This window comes from Kribbella sp. NBC_00889 (assembly GCF_045207705.1).
GTDB lineage: Bacteria > Actinomycetota > Actinomycetes > Propionibacteriales > Kribbellaceae > Kribbella.
Window position 1 is genome coordinate 380,144 of the sequence record NZ_CP108783.1, and the last position, 20,109, is coordinate 400,252.

A 20,109-nucleotide genomic window follows, 5' to 3' on the forward strand; every position below is an offset into this window, starting at 1 on the left:
CGGGGCTGCTGTCAGCCCCGGTGGATCTTGTGGAGTTCGGCGGCTACCTGGTTGAAGAGGTCCTCGCCGATGACGGCGCCTTCGCGGCGGACCTGACCGGGGTCGATGCGCAGGACACGGTCCAGACGGACCTCGCTGTTGCGGCCTTCCTTGTCCCAGGCGCCGCTGCCGATGTCCAGCCAGATCCGGCCCCAGCGTGCCTCGTCGGCGGCGTCCCGGTCGTGGTCCTTGCTGGTCAGGATCAGCGCCAGCAGCCACGGCCCGTCCGAGCCGACCACCAGCACCGGCCGGTCCTTGCCGCGGTGGTGGTCCTCCTCGAACGGCACCCAGGTCCAGACGATCTCGCCCGGGTCCGCCACTCCGTCGTCCGGGTGCGGCGTGTACTCGACGTGCACGGTTCCCTCGAAGTCCCCCGCGTACTCCGGCCGCTCCGCCACGTGATCCGCCCTGTGATCCGCCATGGCACCCGAGGGTAACCCCCTCACATCACACCGGCCTCACACCGTTCCAACGGCGTGGAAAACACCATTCAAGACACGAAGACGGTCAATCGGGCCCCGATCCTGGCGGTCCTGCTCACCGGGCAGTTCATGGCGAACATCGACACCGCGGTCGCGAACATCGCCGGCCCGTCGATCGGCGCCGATCTGCAGGCCTCGGAGGGCGCGGTCGGACTGGTCGTGACCGGGTACGTCGTCGCGTTCGCGGTCCTGCTCATCACCGGCGCCCGGCTCGGCTCGTCCCTCGGCTACCGGCGGACGTTCCTGCTCGGTCTGCTGGTGTTCACGGCTGCCTCGCTGGCCTGCGGTCTCGCGCCCGAGATCGTCTCCCTCGTCGTCGCCCGCTTCGTCCAGGGCGCAGGCGCCGCGCTGATGGTCCCGCAGGTCCTCAGCGGCATCCAGTTGCACTTCCACGGCCGGGACCGGCTGAAGGCGCTGGGCTACTTCTCGATCGCCTTGTCCGGTGGGGCTGTCCTCGGACAGATCCTCGGCGGCGTACTCATCGCGGCCGACCTGTTCGGCACCAGTTGGCGCCCGATCTTCCTCGTCAACATCCCCATCGGCCTGGCTCTCCTGGTCGCCGGCCGCCGCCTGCTCCCCGCTGACCGGACGACCGATCGCGATCCCGTCGACCTGGTCGGCGTACTCACCCTGTCCGCCGCGGTTCTGCTCGTGATCGTCCCGCTCCTGCTGGGTTCTGAGCGCGGCTGGCCGGCGTGGTCCTGGCTGTGCCTCCTGCTGAGCCTGCCCGCCCTGGCCTTCTTCGAGTACGGCGAACGCCGGGCCGCCGCACGCGGTGGTCGTCCCCTGATCGCGAGGCAAGTGCTCCGCAACCCGTCTGTCCGGGCCGGCCTGCTCGCCCATGCCTGCACGACAGGCACGTACTTCGCTCTGCTCTTCGTCCTCGCCCTCTACCTCCAGGGCGGTCTGCACAAGGGGCCGGCGTACTCGGGGTTCGCCATGGTCGTCTGGGTCGCGGCGTTCGGGCTGGCCGGGCCGATCATCCCGCGGCTGCGCAGGGGAGTGCGGTGGATGCCCGTCATCGGCTGTCTGGTCCTCGCGGCTGGATACGTGTCGGTCCTGGGCTATCTGCTGCTCGGCGGCCGCACCGGGCCGCTCCTGTTCGCCCTGCTCGGCGTCGGCGGCCTCGGGCTCGGCATCAGCGCCAACACCCTGATCGGCGCAGTCACCTCGAGCATTTCCTCGCAGTACGCCGCTGACCTGTCCGGCGTGGTCGCCACCAACGCACAGCTGTCCGGCGCTCTCGGGGTCGCTCTGGCCGGTTCCAGCTACGCAGCGCTCGCCTCGAACCCCAGTAGCGCTCTGAGCGTCGTACTGGCCGGGTTCATCGTGGTGACGCTGGTCGGGGCGGCTGCGGCTCAGCGCTTGGTCAGATAGCGGTAGCGGTACGCCTCCGCGTAGCCGAGCCTGCGGTAGGTGACCATGGCGGCCGTGTTCTCCTCCACGACCTCCAGATAGGTACGGCGGCCGCCCAGCGGCCCGGACCACCTAGCCAGGCCCTGGACGAGCGCCGTACCCAGGCCTCGGCGGCGGTACGACGGGTCCACCCGGACGGCATCGACACCGAGCCAGTGCCCCGTCATGGACCCCCGTCCGACGGCCACCGTGCGGCCGTCCAGGGTGATCGAGGCGAACACGGCCTTCGGCGCACCCTCCATCACGGCCGGGGCAGCCTCGGGCACCGGTCCGTCGAACGCGGCGGCGTACCACGCGTTGCTGGGGTGGTCCGCGATCAGTACGTCGTACTGCGGGGAGGCGTTCACGTGGTCCAGGGTGGTGTGCAGGACGAAGGTGTCGGACTGCTCCGGGCGGGCGTCGATCCACTCCTGGGCAAGGAGTTCGGCCGCTTCCGGGCTGCCGACGCGGACCAGCGCCAGCGGGGGCAGGCCGCGCTCGTCGTAGAAAGCTTCAGCGTGCTTGAGCGCGTCGGCGACCGGCATGCCGGGGTTCCCGGCCGGGAGCAGCGAGTTGCCCCGGCCGGTCCAGCCAGAAGATGCCCGCAGCAACCACTGGCCGACGTACGCCGTCTCGGCCGCCGGCCGGCCCAGGGCCGTGGTCAGGAAGAGTTGTTCGACGTCCACCGGCCGCAGCGGCATCTCCGGGATCCGTTTGGCCGCCGCCACGTCGGCGCTGCCGACCTGGTGCAGACTGCTGTCCGCGTGCCGTACGACCAGGCCGGAGGGGTCCCAGGACTGCAGAACGCCGATCACGTCGGTCAGTCCGCCCGGAATCCGGTGCCGGACCACGACACGGTGGCCGATATCACGGAGACTGAGGCCTGACACGATGCGGACTCCTGGCAGAGTGGGCGAAGGACTACCGTGATACTAGAGACCTTGCACCACACTTTGCATCGAGCACAGCATCACCGCATCGCAGCACCCCAGATCAGCGCTGCGCTTGCCTGCCATAGGAGGAGTAGCAGTGACCTACGTCATCGCGCAGCCGTGTGTTGACCTGAAGGACCTCGCCTGCGTCGAGGAATGCCCCGTCGACTGCATCTACGAGGGCAACCGGATGCTGTACATCCACCCCGACGAGTGCGTCGACTGCGGAGCGTGCGAGCCGGTCTGCCCGGTGGAGGCGATCTACTACGAGGACGACACTCCGGAGCAGTGGAAGGACTACTACACCGCGAACGTCGACTTCTTCAACGACCTCGGTTCCCCCGGCGGCGCCTCCAAGATGGGCAAGATCGACAAAGATCACCCCTTCATCGAGGCCCTGCCGCCGCAGGAGCACGACGAGTAACTAACCAGCTACCTATTGTGGCGAGCGCTCCAACGGGGTGCCCGCCACACGCTTGACTACTGCTCCTGGACGTCGACGTGGACGTGGTCCAGGTGGCGGAGGATGGCTGGGTCGCCGGAGCGTTCGGGCGGGGTGTAGTCGCGCCACCCACTGTCCGACCGGCCGCCTGCCGTCCAGATCTTGTCGCTGAAGATGACCGTCTTGATCTTCAGCAGGTCCGCCCGCGCCACCAGGTACTGCGCCATCGCCCAGCCCTTGGTCGTGTTGGTCTGCGAGATCGGCCGCACGAACACATCCACCGCCCGGCCCTCGTAGTGCGCCGACCCCACCATGTGCCCGGACTGCACCCCACCCGGCGCATACCCACCGGTCGACAGGGTCCCGAACGTCTCGAGCAGATCCGTGCGTACGGCGTCCGCCCGCGGCGTCAGCCCGTTGCGGCCGACCACCTCCTGCTTCACCGAGTCGGTGTTCACCGTGCAGGCGAGCACGCTCTTCGACTGCCCGGTCAGCGCCGAGGCGAGCACCCGGGCGTCCGCTTCGTGATCCGCATAGGCGTTCGGGAACGCGCTGCGCTGGACCCGGTCGGCCGCCACCGTCACCGCGAGCGTCTGGTAGTTCTTCACCTTCACCAGCGCGTCGTAGAACTTCCCGGCCGCGTAGTGCGGGTCCCGCACCTGCTTCGCCGTACCCCAGCCCTGTGACGGCCGCTGCTGGAACAACCCCAGCGAGTCCCGGTCCCCATGCGCCAGGTTCCGCAGGCCGGACTCCTGGTACGCCGTCGCCAGCGCGATCGTCGCCGCCCGAGCCGGCAGTCCCCGGCGTACGGCGACACCCGCGATGATCGCGGCCGACTCAGCCTGCTCGAGGTCCAGCTCGACGGTGGTCCCGTTGACCGTGGCCGTGCACTGCTCTTTGGGCGGCAGCAACGGCCCGATTCCCTTGTCCCCGACCCACTTGACCGTCAACCCAATGGCCAGCGCAAGCACACCGACAGCGCCCACGGCCACCAGGGCACGACGCTTCATCGGCATACGGGTCCCAACGTGTGGGGGCGGTGGTCGGGTTCCGGGATGTCGGTCACGATGTGGTTGACGTGCGGCGCGTGCGGTTGGTTGGCGTTCCGCACGCGTTGGTGCTCACCTGTCACGCGTTGGCGTGCAGGGCTTCGTTGAGCGTGATGCCCTCACCCTGGCGCGGCCGCGCCTCGACGGCACCGGTGACCGAGTTGCGGAGGTACAGCAGCCCGGGCTGCCCGGACAGGTCGCGCGCCTTCACCACGCTGCCGTCGGGGAGGGTGACCTTGGTGCCGGCGGTCACGTAGAGCCCCGCCTCGACCACACAGTCGTCGCCGAGCGAGATGCCGGTGCCGCCGTTCGCACCGAGCAGGCAGCGCTTGCCGATCGACACCACCTGGGTACCGCCACCGGACAGCGTGCCCATGATCGACGAGCCGGCGCCGATGTCGCTGCCGTCGTCGACCACCACACCGGCCACGATCCGGCCCTCGACCATCGACGTACCGAGCGTGCCGGCGTTGAAGTTCACGAAGCCCTCGTGCATCACTGTGGTCCCGGAGGCCAGGTGCGCACCGAGCCGGACCCGGTCGGCGTCGCCGATCCGAACGCCGCTCGGTACGACGTAGTCCGTCATCCGCGGGAACTTGTCGACGCTCGCCACACTCAGGTGCTGGCCGGCCGCGCGGGCCCGCAGCCGCACCTGCTCGATGTTCTCGACCGGGACCGGGCCGAGCGACGTCCACGCGTTGTTCGGCAGCGCGGCGAAGATGCCGTCGAGGTTGAGGCCGTGCGGGCGGACCAGCCGGTGCGACAGCAAGTGCAGCCGCAGGTACGCGTCCGCGGTGCCCGCAGGCGCCTGGTCCAGGGCGATCTCGGCCGACACGACCTCACGCCGTACCTGCCGGATCTCGTCGTTGCCCTCGGCAGCGATCAGCTCGGCCGGCGCCTTGGCGTCGTCCGGCCGTGAGCCGAGCTCGGGCGCCGGGTACCAGACGTCGAGGACGGTCCCGTCGGCGAAAACGGTGGCGAGGCCGAAGCCCCAGGCGTGCGTGGCGTTCTCGGTCATGCCCACAAGCCTGCCAGACGGCCCGCGCCGCAGTGGAGGCCGGTGCACCGGTGGCTGTGGTCACATGGACGGATGCAGACGGCATCCTCGCTGACGTTCGACACCGATCTCGGCTCCGACGTCGACGACGTCCTCGCCCTGGCGACGATCCTCGGCTCACCCGAACTCGATCTCACCGCCGTCACCACCGTGTACGGCGACACTCTGGTCCGGGCCCGGATGGCCGCACGGGTGGCCACGGTTGCGGGTCGTGCGATCGACCCGATCGTGCCCGGCCGTACCGAAACCCGCTCCGGCCGGCCGGCCTGGTGGGCCGGTCACGAAGGCGCGCTCCTTCCGGACCTGGCCCGTGAGACCGTCGCCACCGGCACCGACCCGATCGCGGTGCTCGCCGCCTCGCCGACCGTCGTCGCGGTCGGGCCGTTGACCAATGTGGCGGAGGCCGTCGAGCGGCCCGGGCACCAGATCGAGCAGTTGTGCGTGATGGGCGGCAACTTCTTGTCGGCCGATGCCGAGCACAACATCAAGTGCGACGTCGACGCGGCCGCGGTCGTGTTCGGCAGCGGAGTGCCGGCGACGGTCATCGGGATCGACCAGACGTCGCGGCTGCGGCTGGGTGGCGCTGTCGTCGCCGAGTTCGAAGCAGCCGGACCGCTCGGGCAGTTGCTTGGTGCGGAGATGCGGCAGTTCTGGAGTTTCTCCGCGTCCGACTCCAACGTCCCGCACGACCCGGCCGCGGTGGTGACGCTGACCGATCCGGACCTGTTCACCTTCGCCACCGGCCGGATCGAGGTCGACGTGGCCGGGATCACCCCCTTCACGCCCGGCGACGGGCCGCACCGGATCGTCGCCGATCTCGACGCCGAGGCGGTCGCCCGGCGCATCGTGGACCGGATCCTCGTCGCTTGTGCGGGCAGCCCGACCTGAGCCCGGCCTCGGCTGGGAAATTCGGCGGCGACTGATCGAGCGGCCGTGATCTACTGGCGTGATGCTTCCGGCGTGGCTCTCGCATGTTGACGGACCGGTACTGCGGGCTACGGAGGCTCCGTCGGTCGGAGCGTTGCACGGGGAGTTGCTGCGGCAGTGGGGATCGTCGGAAGTCTGGCGGTTGTCGTACGGACTGCGCAGCGTGATCGTGAAGCGGGGTACGGACAGTCAGTCCGGTGAGGGAACGGCGTACGAGCGGTTCGTCATCCCCTTGGGGCTGCCGGCGCCTGAGCTGATCCACGCCGAGGACGGCATGCTCGTGCTCGCGGACGTGGGCCGGGTGACGCTGGAGCAGGAGCCGTCGGCGGAGGGATTCCTGGCTGCGGCCGAGTTGGTGGCCGAGATTCGCTCCCGGGCTGTCTCTGGGCCGAGCGGGTTCCCGCCGGAGCGGGTCAAGGAGTTGGCCGACCGCATCGACCGGATCTCGTTCGACGTAGGGCTGTTGACCGAGGCTCTCGCAGCATTGCACCGGGATGCGCCGTTGGCCGTCGTCCACGGTGATTTCGTGCCGAAGAACCTTGTCTCCGACGGCACCCGGTGGACTGCGGTCGACTGGCCGCTGGCGTTCGTCGCGCCGTACCTCAGCGACCTGTACACCCTGGTCCGCGACGCGACCGCACTCGGCCACGACCGCGGACCGATCGTCGCCCACTACGTCGAGACGGCCGGCGCGGATCCTTTCCTGGTCGACCGCCAACTCCTCGCCGGCGGCGCCTGCTTCTGCCTTCTCGCACTGGACTTCATCGTCACCGAAGGCCGGCGCACGATCCCGGATTCCGGCGCCTGGATCGCCCCGCTCCTGGCCGAGCTCGAGGATCTGATGGACCAGCTGTCGTGAGGCTGCTCGTCCTCGGCGGCACGAAGAACCTCGGCCGTCATGTCGTCGAGGCCGCCTTGCGCGACGGTCACGACGTGACGCTGTTCAACCGTGGCGTGACCAACCCTGAGCTGTTTCCTGAGGTGCGACGCTTGGTCGGTGAGCGGGCCGCGCCGGACGTGCTGGCGACGGGGGAGTGGGACGGCGTCATCGACATGTCCGGCTTCCTCGTTCCACAGGTCCGTCTGAGTGCGGAGCTGCTTCGGGATCGCGTCGGCCACTACACCTACATGTCGTCGATCGCCGTCTACGCCAGCAAGGTGACGCCGGGGATGGACGAGTTTGCTCCGCTGCTGGATTGGCCGCACGGTGCGCCCGAGGACGAGTTCACGATGGACATCTACGGCCCGTCGAAGGTGCGCTGTGAGTCGTTGCTGTCGGCCACCTTCGGCGCGCGGACCGCGGCAGTTCGGTCCGGTTTCGTGGTCGGTCCATACAACCCGGACTTCGGCAACTGGGGCTCCGCGCTCGCCCATGGCACCCGGATGGAGTGCGCCGCCCGACCCTCGCAGCCGGTGCAGTACGTCGACGCCCGCGACCTCGCTGACTTCCTGCTCCGACTCACGACCGAGCGCGTGAGTGGTCCGTTCAACGCGGTCGGGCCGACTCGGACGATGACGGAGCTGGCCGACGCCTGGCGTTCCGTCGTACCCGATGCTGCTCCGGTGGACTGGTCGCCGGCGGTGGACCGCTTCCACCTACCGCACGACGGGAGCAACGACGGGACGTTCCGGCTCGACAACAGCCGGGCGTTGGCGGCTGGACTGCGGTTGCGGGCGGACGAGGACATCGCGCGCGACTACGTGACGTGGGTCCACGATGGGAACGTCCCGCCTCCGCCGCCGCACTGATCCGTAGCATTGCCTCCCGTGATCATCGAGACAGGTGGAGGGCCGGTCGGCCCGACCAGCCCGAGCGGCGCTGGCTTCAGCAGTGTCGACGCGACCCGCTACTCCGGTACGACGGGAGGCCGTCAGGAAGCGGCGCTTCAGACGGTGGGTGGCCTACTGCAGGTCGGAGACCGGCTGCGCTACAAGATCTATCCCGAGCTCGACGAGCTGCTCAGCTACTCGGCGACGTACGCGGCGGTGGACCTGGTCTTCACCGACGGCACTCGGCTGTCTGGGCTCGGCGCCACGGACCAGTACGGGATGCCGCTCGATGCGGCCGGCCAGGGCGCGGCCAAGATCCTCTACGCGAACCAGTGGAACGACGTACAGGTCGACCTCTCGCCGGCGGCCGGGAAGACCGTCGACCGGGTGCTGCTCGTGGTCGACGCTCCTTCAGGGCCTTTCGAGGGCTGGGTCGACGACGTCGAGATCGGGCCGGCGCCGGCCCGGCTGGACGGCACGGACCTGGTCGCGTACGTCGACACCCGGCGCGGCACCAACGCCAGCCACGACTTCTCCCGCGGCAACACGCTGCCGATCACCGCCTGGCCGAATGGCTTCAACTTCCTCACGCCGGTGACCGACGCTTCGACCCACCGCTGGCCGTACGAGTACCACCGCGCGAACAACGCCGACAACCGGCCGGAGCTGCAGGGCCTGTCGTTCTCTCACCAGCCCAGCCCGTGGATGGGCGACCGGGACCAGCTGACGATCATGCCTGTGGCCGCGGCCGAGCCGCTCGGCGATCCGGCCGAACGCGCCGCCGCCTTCAGCCACGACGACGAGATCGCTCGGCCGGACCTGTACTCGGTCCGTCTTGCGAACGGCGTACTGGCCGAGCTGGCGCCGACCGATCACGGGGCGATCTTCCGGTTCGGCTTCCCGGGCGACGCGGCCGGCCGGCATCTGGTGTTCGACACCATCGACGAGAACGGCGCCTTCAGCTTCGACGGGACCGCGCTGACCGGCTGGGTCGAGAACGGGTCGGAGTTCGGCCGGACCCGGATGTACTGCTACGGGGTCTTCTCGTCAGCGCCTGTGGGTTTCGGGCCGGCTGTCGGTGGCCGGGACAACGCTCGCGCGGTGACGTTCTCAGGGGTGGAGGAGGTCACGCTGCGGATCGCCACGTCGTTCATCGGCGTCGACCAGGCGCGCCACAACCTGTCGCTCGAGCTCGAGGGCCGATCCTTCGAGAACGTCCAGCAGGCCGCGAACCAGGCCTGGAACGAGCGACTCGCGGTGATCCGGCCGGACGACGCGACCGAGCCGCAGCTGCGCACGGTCTACGGCAACCTCTACCGACTCAGCCTCTACCCGAACAGCCAGTTCGAGAACGCCGGCAGCGTCGACGAACCGGACTACCGCTACGCCAGCCCGGTCACCGCGCCCGAGGCCGGTCGTGCGGTGGTGAAGTCCGGGAAGATCTACGTCAACAGTGGGTTCTGGGACACCTACCGGACCGCGTGGCCGGCGTACGCGTTCCTCTACCCGTCGTTGGCGGCGGAGTTCGTCGACGGGTTCGTGCAGCAGTACCGCGACGGTGGCTGGATCGCGCGCTGGTCGTCGCCGGGCTACGCGGACTGCATGACCGGGACAAGCTCCGACGTGTCGTTCGCGGATGCCTATCTGAAGGGCGTCGAGCTGCCTGATCCGTTGGCGACGTACGACGCCGGTCTCCGCAACGCCACCGTCGGGCCGGAGGCGACCGAGGTCGGGCGGAAGGGCGTGGAGACCGGGTTCTTCACCGGGTACGTGAGCACCGACACCGAGGAGAGCGTGTCCTGGTCGCTCGAGGCGTACCTGAACGACTTCGGCCTCGCCGAGATGGCCGCCCGTCTCGCCGACGATCCCGCAGTTCCTGCCGCTCGCCGCGCTCAGCTCGCGGAGGAAGCGGAGTACCTGCGCCGTCGATCGCTGAACTACGTTCTGCTCTTCGACGACGCCGTCAACTTCTTCCAGGGCCGGCGGCCGGACGGTACGTTCGCGAAGACGCCCGAAGAGTTCGACCCGTGCGAGTGGGGCGGTGACTTCACCGAGACCGACGGGTGGAACTTCGCCTTCCACGTCGCCCACGACCCACGCGGCCTCGCCAACCTGTACGGCGGCCCGCGTGGCCTGGAGGCGAAGCTCGACGAGTTCTTCACCACCCCCGAACTCGCGGTGAAGAAAGGCACCTACTCGATCGTCATCCACGAGATGCTCGAGGCCCAAGCCGTCCGGATGGGCCAGTTCGGCTTCAGCAACCAGCCGGCCCACCACATCGCCTGGATGTACAACTACGCCGGCGCACCGCACAAGACGCAGGCCATCGTCCGCGAGGTCCTCGACCGCCTGTACGTCGGCGAACAGATCGGCCAGGGATACCCCGGCGACGAGGACAACGGCGAGATGTCCGCGTGGTACCTGTTCGCTGCCCTAGGCATCTATCCGCTCCGCGTCGGCGCCCCCGAATACGCGATCGGCTCGCCGCTCTTCTCCCGCACTGCCGTCACGCCTCTCGGCGGCAAGCCCATCGTCATCACGGCATCGGGTGTGCAACACCCTTACGTCCAAGAGCTCCTGGTCGACGGCAAACAATTGCCCACCGCATCAATCACGGCCGCCGACCTCCGCTCGGCCACCCAGATCGACTTCGTCCTCGGCCCCACCCCCTCCGACTGGGCGACCCTGGCCACGCCACCCTCCGTCACCCAGGACGACGCCATCCCCACCCCGCTCGTCGACCTGATCCCGCACGACGCCGGCAACCCCCTCTTCGACAACACCTCCACCACCGAGGTCACCTTCGACACCCCAACCCCCACCATCCACTGGTCCCTCCCCTCCCCAGCCACGGCGTCCTTCTACACCCTCACCTCCGGCACCGGCGGCACCCCCACCGCCTGGCACCTGGAAGCCTCCACCGACAACACCACCTGGACCGGCCTGGACACCCGAACCAACGAATCCTTCCCCTGGCCCCGCCAAACCCGCCCCTTCAAGATCCCCACCCCAGGCGCCTACCAGCACTACCGCCTAACCATCACCGCCGCCCCCGGCCAGACAATCCTCAGCCAACTCGAACTCCTCCAGTAATTGCAGACCGGACCCGCCGGGCGGCTGACCATTCAGCCGCCCGCGCGGCACCCGCGCACCACACGTAAAGGACACCCCTTCGCAGCGACTGACGATTGGCCGCCTCCGGCGACGCGCGCCGCCGGGACCGCGCCCTCCACGTGATCGGCGCGACAACTCATCGACGTCGCCCGTCCGCGATCGAATCTCGCCCGGTCCTGCCGGACTCGCCCGCCCACGCCGGCCTCCGCCCGGACCGTCCGCGCTGGACCCACCAGCGTCTACCCGTACCGAAGGACGGGTAGTAGTCCCCGCCTGGCACCCCGGCGCGATCTAGCGCCGCCTGCGCGAGCCGGCTGCAGGCGAGTACTACCCGTCCTTAGGTACGCCAGCAGCCATTGACCGGAGACACATGATCGGCGGGGTGGGTCATCGCCTCGTCTAGGCCGGGCCTCCGCCCGGTCTACCCGTACCGAAGGACAGGAGGTAGTCGTCGTCTGGCGCCCCGGCGCCGCCTCGTGCCGCCTGCGCGAGCTGGCCGGAGGCGACTACCTCCTGTCCTTCGGTACACCAGCAGCAGTTGGTCCAGACCTGATCGATCCGGCCTCCGCTCGATCCCTCTCCGTCTGCACCCGGACGATCCGACGCGACACACATGATCGGCGGGATCGAGCAGGGTCCGGTACACCCCCGACAGTTCCCCGCCCCGCCGATCACCTAGCTCGTGTCGCGATCAGCGCCAGCCGTCGGAGGCAGCAGGACAGCCACCGCTGGCGGGAGGACGGTGGTTGGTGGACAGCTCCCCGCACCGCCGGACGCGGCCGACAGATCAGCCGCCGCGAAGCGGTGTCCGAGCGGGTGTTCTTCTCAGCGTTTCTTGGTTCGGGGGGCTGAGGTGGCTCGGATGTGGAGTTCGGTGCGGAGGGTGACGGTGGAGGGTGGGCGGCCGGGGGAGGCGGTGCGGTCCTTCAGCAGGAGGCCCGCGGTTCGGCCCAGCTCGTACGTCGGCTGGGCGACCGTGGTCAGGCTGGGTACGACGAGGTCCGCCCACGGGATGTCGTCGAAGCCGACCACCGCGATGTCGGCCGGAGCGCGGAGGCCCTTCTTTGCCAGGCATTCCAGCGCACCGACCGTCATCAGGTTGTTGGTGACGAACAGCGCCTCAGGCGGCTCGGCAAGTTCGAGCAGACTCTCCATCGCCGCATACCCACCGGCCTCGCGGAAATCCGCGTGCCGGACGAGGTCCTTGTTGTAGCGGATCCCACCGGCCCGCAACGCCGACCGATACCCGGCCAGCCGGTCCATTGCCGTGCTGACCTTCCGCGGACCGGTGATACACGCGATCCGTTGGTACCCACCGTCGATCAAGTGTTTGACGCCCTCGTGCGCACCGTGCTCGTTGTCGACCAGCACGGTGTCCGCCTCGACGCCGTCGACGCGGCGGTCGATCAGCACCAGCGGGATCTTCGCTTCCGCGAGTTGCTGCACACCCTCGGCCGTCGACGTCGGGGAGATCACGACACCGGCCATCTGGTCGGTCAGCACCGCCGAGGCGTACGCCGCCTCCTTGGCCGGGTCCTCGTCGGAGTTGCACAGTACGACGTGGTACCCCTCGGTCTGCGCGACGTCCTCCAGACCACGGACGAGTGACGTGAAGAACGGGTTCTCGATGTCGGAGATGACGACGGCCCACAGGTTCGTACTGGACTTGCGCAGGTTGCGGGCGACGCCGTTCGGGCGGTAGCCGAGCTCGGCCACCGCGGCCCGGACCTTCTCGGACAACTGCGGATCCACGTTGCGACGGCCGCTCAGCACTCGCGAGACCGTGGCCGGGGACACGCCTGATCTACGCGCGACGTCGTAGATCGTCGTCATGCCCGCTCCCCGCTGGAGATCCAATGGTCGTCTGGATCGCACTCTAACCCCGATCCAGCAGAAAGGATCTCATGTGGGCGGCGGCCCGACGCCAGATGTCGCGCCGTCGAGGAGCGCCACCGCGGCTGCGCGGTCCGGAGCGGAGTCTGCGGCGCCGTTCACGGTGGTGGAGAGGGCACCGGCAGCGTTGGCCAGCCGTGCGGCGTCGATCAGCTCGGCACCGCCGGCCAGAGACGCGGCCAGCGAACCGCAGAAGGCGTCCCCAGCGCCGACTGTGTCGACGGTCGCGACCCGGTGCGCTTCGACTCGTTCCTCGAAATCCCGCGCCCGATCCAGGACGTAGGCCCCGCGCGACCCCAGCGTCACGACACACCCACGCAGGTCCCACTCCTCGGCCAGCTTCCGCGCGATCGCGGGCACCTGCGACTCGTCGTCGCAGTTCAGCCCGGTCAGCGCGGCCGCCTCCACCTCGTTCGGTACCAGGATGTCGACGTACGACGCCAGCGTCGGATCGACCGGGCCGACGGGTGCCGGGGTGAGGATCGTGGTGGCGTCCGCGGTCGAGGCGAGCCGGAGGGCAGCGTGGCTCGCCTCGACCGGGAGCTCGAGTTGGACGCTGAGGACCCTACTGGCGGTAAGTACGCCGGCTGCCGCCTCGACATCGTCCGCGGTGATCGCGGCGTTGGCACGGGACACGATGATGATCGAGTTGCCACCGTCCGGCAGTACGAGCGGCAGACCGACGCCCGTACCGAGTGACGGATGACGGACCACCCACGCGGTGTCGACGCCGTCGGACTCGAGAAGTTCGAGGAACTCCTCGCCGTACCGGTCCTCGCCGATGGTGCCGACGATCGCCGTCCGGGCGCCCATCCGCGCGGCCGCGATGGCCTGGTTCACGCCCTTGCCGCCGAGGAACTCCGCGAAGCCGGTCCCGTGCAGGGTTTCCCCTGGCAACGGTCGCCGCTCGGCCGAAGCGACCAGATCCTTCATGAACGAGCCGAGTACACAGACGTCGTACGAACTCATGCCTCGTCCCCCAGCAGACGCTTGCCGAGGGCACCTGATGGATGAAACCGGGCGAAGTCGTGGTGACTGAACTCCCGCAGTACGACGAGGGCACAGGCGAGTGCATCACCCATCGCGAGCGAAGCTGTGGTCGACGCTGTCGGGGCGAGGTTCAGCGGGTCCGCCTCCTTCAGCACCATCGTGTCCAGCGTGTACGTCGCCAGCCGGGCCAGCGTCGACTCCTCGTTGCCGGTCATCGCGATCACCGGGATCTCCCGGTCGCGCAGCATCCGGGCGAACGCGCAGACCTCGGCGGTCTCACCGGAGGCGGACAGGGCGAGGACCAGATCGCGGGTCGTCACCGCACCGGAATCGCCGTGGAGCGCGTCGCCGGAGTGGATGAAGGTGGCCGGCGTGCCAGTGCTGGCGAGTGTGGCGGCGATCTTGCGGCCGACCAGCCCGGACTTGCCCAGGCCCGTCACCACCAGGTGACCTTCGCAGCCGGCGACGGCGGTCAGTACGTCGAGGAAGACTCCGTCCAGCCGGTCCGCCAACGCGGACACCGCCGCGGCCTCGGTCTCGATCGCGTTCCGCGCCGCCTCCAATCCCCGTGCCACCAGGTCCCTGGACAGCTCGTCGGCCGTGCGGTGGGCGGACGCACGGTTCGGCACAACTGGCATCCCAGCGCCTTTCATCTCAGAAATCGATTTCCGAAGAGTAGGCAGCCGGATCCGGCAGTGTCAACGTCTGCATCCAGGTCGAAACCCTCACGTGTACGAGGAAATCGGCCGGGTTGATCACATCGTCACCGGTTCGGGCCTTGACCGGCCAGGTCGTCACTCGTAGATTGCGAGAAATCGATTGCCAATACTCGGTCGTTCGAGAGCACACCCCTGGAGCACCTGATGGCCGCAACACCCTTCTCTGCCAGGCAGCTCAGCCGCCGCTCGATCCTGCGCGGCGGACTCGGCGCCGTCGCCGCGTCGGCGGCCGGCGTACCGCTGCTGTCCGCCTGTGGTGGCGACGACTCCGGCGGCAACGCCAAGGAGATGTCGTTCTGGAACTTCTACGGACCGTCCGACGACCAAGGCCCACAGAGCAAGTGGTTCGTCGACACCGTCGCGGAGTGGAACAAGAACAACGACGTCAAGGTCAAGCTGCGCTACATCCCCGGCAAGGACTACCTGAACGGGACCACCCTGCAGACCGCGTTCCAGTCGGGGCAGGGTCCGGACATCTTCCTGATCAGCCCCGGCGACTTCCTGCGCTACTACAACGGCGGCGTACTGCAGGACCTCGGCTCGGCGTTGTCCGACGAGTCGAAGGCCGACTACCTGCCCGGCCTGCTCGAGGCGCGCAGCGTCGACGGCAAGGTCTACGGCCTGCCGATGGAGATCGAGCCGCTGGCGATGTACTACAGCGAGATCGCGTTCGAGAAGGCCGGCCTGTCCGAGGCGGACCTGCCGAAGACCTGGGACCAGACCATCGCGGTCGCGGAGAAGCTGACCGGCAAGGACCGGTACGGCGTGATGTTCGAGACGCTGCCCGGCTACTACCAGAACTTCACCTGGTACCCGTTCCTCTGGCAGGGCGACGGTACGCCGATCAAGGACGGCAAGGTCGCGTTCGACTCGCCGGCCGCCGTCCAGGCACTGAAGTTCTGGCAGGACTCCATCCAGCACAAGGTGGCCCCGCGCAAGGCGCTCGGCGACGGCGGCGGTGACGTCGTGTCGAACCTCGGCTCCGGCGCGGCCGCGATGCAGCAGAGCGGCATCTGGGCGGTCGCGGACCTGCGCGCGAAGGCCAAGACCTTCAAGTACGGCATCATCCCGCACCCGACCCCGGACGGCGGCAAGCCGGCCACCGACCTCGGCGGCTGGGCGTTCGTGGCCAACTCCAAGGGCGCGAACCCGGAGGCCGCGGCGAAGTTCATCACCTGGGCGCTCGGCTCGACCGATGCCGCCGGCATCGAACGCCAGCGGCAGTGGAACACCGTGGTGAAGACCAACCTGCCGCCGCGCAAGTCGGTGCAGCAGGCCGCGGACGCCAAGGGTGCGTTCGCCGACGGCGCGCTGAAGAAGTTCGTCAGCGAGATCGCGCCGACCGGCAAGCCGGAGCCGCGGTTCCCACCGGAGGTGTACCAGCCGATCGCGGACGCGATCCAGGCCTGCCAGCTGAACGCGTCCGACCCCGCCAAGGCGGCGGCTGACGCGGCGGCCAAGATCGACACCTTCCTGAAGACTTATCAGGGCGCGCCGATCAGCTGATGGTGACCACGACAGCCCCTCCCACCACCGCACGGAAGAAGGCCCAGGCTCCCAGAGCCAAGGCCGGGATGACGCGGAAACGTCGCGAGGCACTGGCGGCGTACGCCTTCCTCGCGCCGGACACCATCGGCCTGCTGATCTTCGTCGCACTGCCGATGGTGCTCGCCTTCGGCGTCGCGTTCTTCAAGGTCGACGGCTTCGGCAACTACCAGTACGTCGGTCTGGCCAACTACAAGTTGATGGCCGGCGACGACCAGCTCTGGGCGTCGCTGAAGGTCACCGCGATCTACGTCGTCACCTTCGTACCGATCGCGTTCGTCGTGAGCTTCGCGCTGGCCATGCTGGTCCGCAACCACTTCAAGGGCATCGGCTGGGTCCGCTCGGCGTTCTTCCTGCCGAACGTGGTCAGCCTGGTCGTGGTCGGCCTGATCTGGCAGTTCCTGCTGGTCGACAAGCGCGGTGCGCTGTCCAAGCTCCTCGCGCCGTTCGGCCTCGGCGACGTGTCCTTCCTCGGTACGCCGTCCCTCGCGCTCGGCACCTATGTGGTGATCAGTGTCTGGTTCCTGATGGGGTATCAGATGCTGGTCTTCCTGGCCGGGCTGAAAGACGTACCGAAGGAGCTCGAGGACGCCGCGCAGATCGACGGCGCGAGCTCGTGGCAACGATTCCGCTACGTGATCTGGCCGCTGCTCCGCCCGACCAGCTTCTTCGTCGTGGTCAACTCGACGATCGGCGCAGTCACCGGTCTGCAGGCGTTCGACCTGGTCTTCGTTCTCACCAAGGGCGGACCGGCCCGCGCCACCAGCACGGTCGTGCTCTACATCTACGAGCAGGCGTTCACCTTCAACAACATGGGGTACGCCGCTGCGCTGACCACCGTGGTCGTCGCGATCCTGGTGATCTGCACCGGCCTGATGTTCGGCTTCACCCGAGGAGGCCGCTTCGATGAGGATTAGATTCCTGCCCATCCTGGCGCACGTACTGGCGATCATCGCCGTACTGCCGTTGCTGTGGATCGCGATCAGCGCGCTCAAGCCGGCCGAGGACGTCTTCAACTTCGGCTGGCCGACCACCTGGACGCTGGACAATCTGCAGTACGTCCTGCTGAAGATCCCGATGCCGCGGTTCATGCTGAACAGTGCGATCGTGTCGGTGGTCGTCACTGTGGTCGCGTTGTTCTTCCACTCGATGGCGGCGTACGCGCTGGCCCGGCTGCGGTTCCCGGGGCGCGGGATCATCTTCTCCGGCATCATGTCGACGCTGCTGGTGTCGCTGCCGGTGATCCTGGTGCCGCTGTTCCTGGTGGCCAAGCAACTCGGGCTGCTGGACAGCTACGCCGGCCTGATCGTGCCCAGCATTTTCCATGCCTTCGGCATCTTCCTGCTCCGGCAGTACTACCTGAACATCCCGCGGGAGCTGGAGGAGGCGGCCGACCTGGACGGCTGCGGGTACTGGCGGCGGTACTGGAGCGTCATCCTGCCGCTCAGCCGGCCGGTGCTCGCGTCGCTGTCGGTGCTGTTCTTCCTGGCCAACTGGAATGCGTTCCTGTGGCCGCTGACCATCACCAGGAACCCGGACCTGCGGGTGATCCAGCTCGGTGTGTCCGGGATGCAGGGGCAGTACGCCTCGGCCTGGAACCTCATTCTCGCGGCCGCGGTGATCGCGGCCATCCCGACGGTCGTGGTGTTCGTCGCGGGCCAGAAACGTCTGGTCGACGCGATGAAGACGACCGGCCTCAAGTAAAGGAACGCTCATGAAGCGTGGGGCTCTGCTTGCTGTCCTGCCGCTGGTCTTCGGAACGGCGACACTGCTCACCCAATCCTCCGACTCGCCGCCGGTTGCCGCCACGTCGACCGCCGTCGGCACGGCACAGGTGGAGTCGAAGGGGACACCCAGCCCGAGCGACGGCGACCTGTGGCCGTCCTGCTGGGCCGGCAACGACAAGCTGTACGCCGCGAACGGTGACGGCAAGGGCTTCAGCCTGGACCAGGACTTCGCGGACATCGCGGTCAGCGAGATCAACGGAACGCCGGGGAACTTGTCCGGGGCAACGATCTCGAAGGGCGACCAGGTCGGATCGATCTGGAGCGGGCCCGGGTACAACCGCAAACCCACCGGGATGGTGTGCGTCGGCGACACGATGTACCTGGCTGTCCAGGACCTCGCGCTGGACTTCAACGACGTACCGGCCGCGACGATCCTGAAGTCCACCGACCACGGGCGGACCTGGACCTGGGACAAGAGCAAGCCGATGTTCTCCGACCATGTGTTCACGACGATCTGGTTCGCGGACTTCGGGAAGGGCGGGGCGCTTGCGCCGGACGGGTACGTCTATGCCTATGGGCTGGACGGGAACTGGCGGGATTCGTTCGACGACACGGTGGCGGATCCGCAGAGCGTGTTCCTGGCGCGGGTGCCTCGCGGGAAGGTCCAGGATCGCGGGGCGTGGAACTTCTACACCGGGTCCGGGTGGTCGGCGAAGATCGCGGACCGGAAGCCGGTCCTGACCGACCAGCGCCGGCTGTACGCACAGACGTACGGGACGAACGCCTCGAACCTGAGTGTGATCAGTCAGGGCGGGGTCACGTACCTGGCTCAGCAGAAGCGGTACGTGTACACGTCCTGGACGGAGTACACCTTCGAGTTCTACGAGTCGCCGACGCCGTGGGGTCCGTGGAAGCACTTCATGAGCAAGGACTTCGGCGGGTACCCGTGGTCGACCTCGAAGTACGGCGGGTACGGCGTGACCATCCCGTCGAAGTTCGTGCAGCCGGACGGCAAGACGATGTACATCCAGGCGAACGTCTGCCCGTGCGGTGGTGGCGGGATCGGGACGTCGGTCTACAACTTCAACCTGCGCAAGCTCGTCTTGACGCCGTCGTCCGATGCGCCGGCTGACAATCTGCCCGGACCTGAGAACCTGGCGGCGCCGTCTTCGGGTGCCGTCGCGATCTCCAAGTCGACGCAGTCGGGGAGTCTGGCGCTGATGAACGACGGTGCGACGACCGGGAGCGAGACCGACTTCGACGACGAGGTGAAGGGTGCGTCGTGGTGGGGCTACCAGTGGCCGTCTCGCCACAAGGTGAACAACGTGTCGTTCACCTCGGGTGCGGTATCGGCACAGGGCGGGTTCTTCACGGGTCGGCCGCGGGTGCAGGTTCGTCAGAACGGTGAGTGGGTCGAGGTCGGCGCGCAGACCGTGTCACCGGCGTACCCGGGTGATGTCTCGGCCGGTGCGAACACGACGTACACGATCACGTTCCCGGTCCAGGAGACCGATGGTGTGCGGGTGATCGGACTGCCGGGCGGGACGCGGAGCTTCACCTCCGTGTCAGAGTTGGCGGTCAGGTACGTCGCTCAACTCGCGGATGGTGGCTTCGAGGGGACCGGCGGCGGGAAGCCGGCGTGGCTGTTCGAGGGTACGGCGGCCAACGGTGTCGACCGTGGACTCGGCTTCGCCCACTCCGGCGCGAACAACGGCTGGATCCGCTGCACCTGCACCGGGTGGAGCGCCCTGTACCAAACCATCCCCGTCACCCCAGGCGCCACCTACACCTTCGGCTCCTGGATCAACGCCTCCGCCAACCTGCCCGCCGACCAAGGCCGCTTCGGCGTCCGCAACGGCACTCAGGACCTGGCCTCCACCACCTTCGGAGCCTCCACCGGCTACGTCCACCACGAAGTCACGGTGAAGGTACCAGCCAACACCCACGAACTGACCGTCTACGCCGGCTTCAACGCCCCCAACGTCGACACCTTCATCCAGGTCGACGACTTCACGGTGGGGTAGGCGG

General features: G+C 68.4%; 17 protein-coding genes. 10 read left to right on the plus strand and 7 right to left on the minus strand.

The window, feature by feature from the left end; translation table 11 throughout:
• Positions 1–11: 11 nt before the first annotated feature.
• Positions 12–461, minus strand: a complete 450-nt coding sequence (locus tag OG817_RS02020; RefSeq protein ID WP_406051759.1) for a type II toxin-antitoxin system PemK/MazF family toxin — start codon at positions 459–461, stop codon at positions 12–14.
• Positions 462–515: 54 nt separating this feature from the next.
• Here OG817_RS02020 and OG817_RS02025 point away from each other — a divergent pair, with 54 nt between their 5' ends.
• Positions 516–1,898: an MFS transporter gene (locus OG817_RS02025; RefSeq protein WP_406051760.1), complete on the plus strand. Its 1,383-nt coding sequence runs from the start codon at positions 516–518 to the stop codon at positions 1,896–1,898.
• Here the strand turns inward: OG817_RS02025 and OG817_RS02030 are convergent.
• A complete protein-coding gene (locus tag OG817_RS02030) occupies positions 1,880–2,806 on the minus strand; it encodes a GNAT family N-acetyltransferase (protein ID WP_406051762.1) in 927 nt (308 codons plus the stop codon). The two genes, OG817_RS02025 and OG817_RS02030, sit on opposite strands and share 19 nt — an antisense overlap.
• A gap of 139 nt (positions 2,807–2,945) precedes the next feature.
• On the opposite strand from OG817_RS02030, the gene fdxA reads away from it, so the two are divergent.
• Positions 2,946–3,272 carry a ferredoxin gene (gene fdxA / locus OG817_RS02035; RefSeq protein ID WP_131359246.1) on the plus strand — a complete coding sequence of 109 codons (327 nt, stop codon included), beginning with the start codon at positions 2,946–2,948 and terminating at the stop codon, positions 3,270–3,272.
• 56 nt (positions 3,273–3,328) lie between these two features.
• Here the strand turns inward: fdxA and OG817_RS02040 are convergent, their stop codons facing one another.
• Positions 3,329–4,300 carry a hypothetical protein gene (locus OG817_RS02040; RefSeq protein WP_406051763.1) on the minus strand — a complete coding sequence of 324 codons (972 nt, stop codon included), beginning with the start codon at positions 4,298–4,300 and terminating at the stop codon, positions 3,329–3,331.
• A 118-nt stretch (positions 4,301–4,418) separates the two neighbouring features.
• The gene (dapD, locus tag OG817_RS02045; RefSeq protein WP_406051765.1) at positions 4,419–5,357 is read right to left on the minus strand and encodes a 2,3,4,5-tetrahydropyridine-2,6-dicarboxylate N-succinyltransferase; all 939 of its coding nucleotides are present in this window, start codon (positions 5,355–5,357) and stop codon (positions 4,419–4,421) included.
• A gap of 72 nt (positions 5,358–5,429) precedes the next feature.
• On the opposite strand from dapD, the gene OG817_RS02050 reads away from it, so the two are divergent.
• The 4 genes from OG817_RS02050 (at position 5,430) to OG817_RS02065 (ending at position 11,186) form a co-directional block, all read left to right on the plus strand.
• Positions 5,430–6,284, plus strand: coding sequence for a nucleoside hydrolase (locus OG817_RS02050; RefSeq protein WP_406051766.1), 855 nt, complete (start codon positions 5,430–5,432; stop codon positions 6,282–6,284).
• 61 nt (positions 6,285–6,345) lie between these two features.
• Positions 6,346–7,182, plus strand: a complete 837-nt coding sequence (locus tag OG817_RS02055; protein WP_406051768.1) for a phosphotransferase family protein — start codon at positions 6,346–6,348, stop codon at positions 7,180–7,182.
• Positions 7,179–8,072 carry an NAD-dependent dehydratase gene (locus tag OG817_RS02060; RefSeq protein ID WP_406051770.1) on the plus strand — a complete coding sequence of 298 codons (894 nt, stop codon included), beginning with the start codon at positions 7,179–7,181 and terminating at the stop codon, positions 8,070–8,072. The genes OG817_RS02055 and OG817_RS02060 overlap by 4 nt, the downstream gene beginning before the upstream one ends.
• An 18-nt stretch (positions 8,073–8,090) precedes the next feature.
• A complete protein-coding gene (locus tag OG817_RS02065) occupies positions 8,091–11,186 on the plus strand; it encodes a GH92 family glycosyl hydrolase (RefSeq protein WP_406051771.1) in 3,096 nt (1,031 codons plus the stop codon).
• A gap of 846 nt (positions 11,187–12,032) precedes the next feature.
• On the opposite strand, the gene OG817_RS02070 is transcribed toward OG817_RS02065, so the two are convergent.
• From OG817_RS02070 to OG817_RS02080, 3 genes are all read right to left on the minus strand, one after another.
• A complete protein-coding gene (locus tag OG817_RS02070; protein ID WP_131359232.1) occupies positions 12,033–13,040 on the minus strand; it encodes a LacI family DNA-binding transcriptional regulator in 1,008 nt (335 codons plus the stop codon).
• 69 nt (positions 13,041–13,109) lie between these two features.
• A complete protein-coding gene (locus OG817_RS02075) occupies positions 13,110–14,069 on the minus strand; it encodes a ribokinase (RefSeq protein ID WP_406051772.1) in 960 nt (319 codons plus the stop codon).
• Entirely contained in the window at positions 14,066–14,728 is a 663-nt protein-coding gene (locus OG817_RS02080; RefSeq protein ID WP_406051774.1) for an SIS domain-containing protein, read from the minus strand. Before OG817_RS02080 ends, OG817_RS02075 begins: the two co-directional genes overlap by 4 nt.
• Positions 14,729–14,953: 225 nt before the next feature.
• Here OG817_RS02080 and OG817_RS02085 point away from each other — a divergent pair, with 225 nt between their 5' ends.
• Genes OG817_RS02085 through OG817_RS02100 form a run of 4 tightly spaced genes read left to right on the plus strand, consistent with a single transcriptional unit; the run spans position 14,954 to position 20,105 of the window.
• Positions 14,954–16,315: an ABC transporter substrate-binding protein gene (locus OG817_RS02085; RefSeq protein ID WP_406051775.1), complete on the plus strand. Its 1,362-nt coding sequence runs from the start codon at positions 14,954–14,956 to the stop codon at positions 16,313–16,315.
• Complete coding sequence (locus tag OG817_RS02090) at positions 16,315–17,271, plus strand: sugar ABC transporter permease (protein WP_360450916.1); 957 nt, start codon at positions 16,315–16,317, stop codon at positions 17,269–17,271. The genes OG817_RS02085 and OG817_RS02090 overlap by 1 nt, the downstream gene beginning before the upstream one ends.
• Entirely contained in the window at positions 17,261–18,058 is a 798-nt protein-coding gene (locus tag OG817_RS02095; protein WP_131359222.1) for a carbohydrate ABC transporter permease, read from the plus strand. The genes OG817_RS02090 and OG817_RS02095 overlap by 11 nt, the downstream gene beginning before the upstream one ends.
• 10 nt (positions 18,059–18,068) lie before the next feature.
• A complete protein-coding gene (locus OG817_RS02100) occupies positions 18,069–20,105 on the plus strand; it encodes a DUF4185 domain-containing protein (protein ID WP_406051777.1) in 2,037 nt (678 codons plus the stop codon).
• Positions 20,106–20,109: the final 4 nt, after the last annotated feature.

What these genes read in the sequence shown, in the direction of transcription:
- OG817_RS02020 (WP_406051759.1), bottom strand. Translation starts at nt 461, where the DNA reads ATGGCGGATCACAGGGCGGATCACGTGGCGGAGCGGCCGGAGTACGCG.
- OG817_RS02040 (WP_406051763.1), bottom strand. Translation starts at nt 4,300, where the DNA reads ATGAAGCGTCGTGCCCTGGTGGCCGTGGGCGCTGTCGGTGTGCTTGCG.
- dapD (WP_406051765.1), bottom strand. Translation starts at nt 5,357, where the DNA reads ATGACCGAGAACGCCACGCACGCCTGGGGCTTCGGCCTCGCCACCGTT.
- OG817_RS02050 (WP_406051766.1), top strand. Translation starts at nt 5,430, where the DNA reads ATGCAGACGGCATCCTCGCTGACGTTCGACACCGATCTCGGCTCCGAC.
- OG817_RS02055 (WP_406051768.1), top strand. Translation starts at nt 6,346, where the DNA reads ATGCTTCCGGCGTGGCTCTCGCATGTTGACGGACCGGTACTGCGGGCT.
- OG817_RS02070 (WP_131359232.1), bottom strand. Translation starts at nt 13,040, where the DNA reads ATGACGACGATCTACGACGTCGCGCGTAGATCAGGCGTGTCCCCGGCC.
- OG817_RS02075 (WP_406051772.1), bottom strand. Translation starts at nt 14,069, where the DNA reads ATGAGTTCGTACGACGTCTGTGTACTCGGCTCGTTCATGAAGGATCTG.
- OG817_RS02080 (WP_406051774.1), bottom strand. Translation starts at nt 14,728, where the DNA reads ATGCCAGTTGTGCCGAACCGTGCGTCCGCCCACCGCACGGCCGACGAG.
- OG817_RS02085 (WP_406051775.1), top strand. Translation starts at nt 14,954, where the DNA reads ATGGCCGCAACACCCTTCTCTGCCAGGCAGCTCAGCCGCCGCTCGATC.
- OG817_RS02090 (WP_360450916.1), top strand. Translation starts at nt 16,315, where the DNA reads ATGGTGACCACGACAGCCCCTCCCACCACCGCACGGAAGAAGGCCCAG.
- OG817_RS02095 (WP_131359222.1), top strand. Translation starts at nt 17,261, where the DNA reads ATGAGGATTAGATTCCTGCCCATCCTGGCGCACGTACTGGCGATCATC.
- OG817_RS02100 (WP_406051777.1), top strand. Translation starts at nt 18,069, where the DNA reads ATGAAGCGTGGGGCTCTGCTTGCTGTCCTGCCGCTGGTCTTCGGAACG.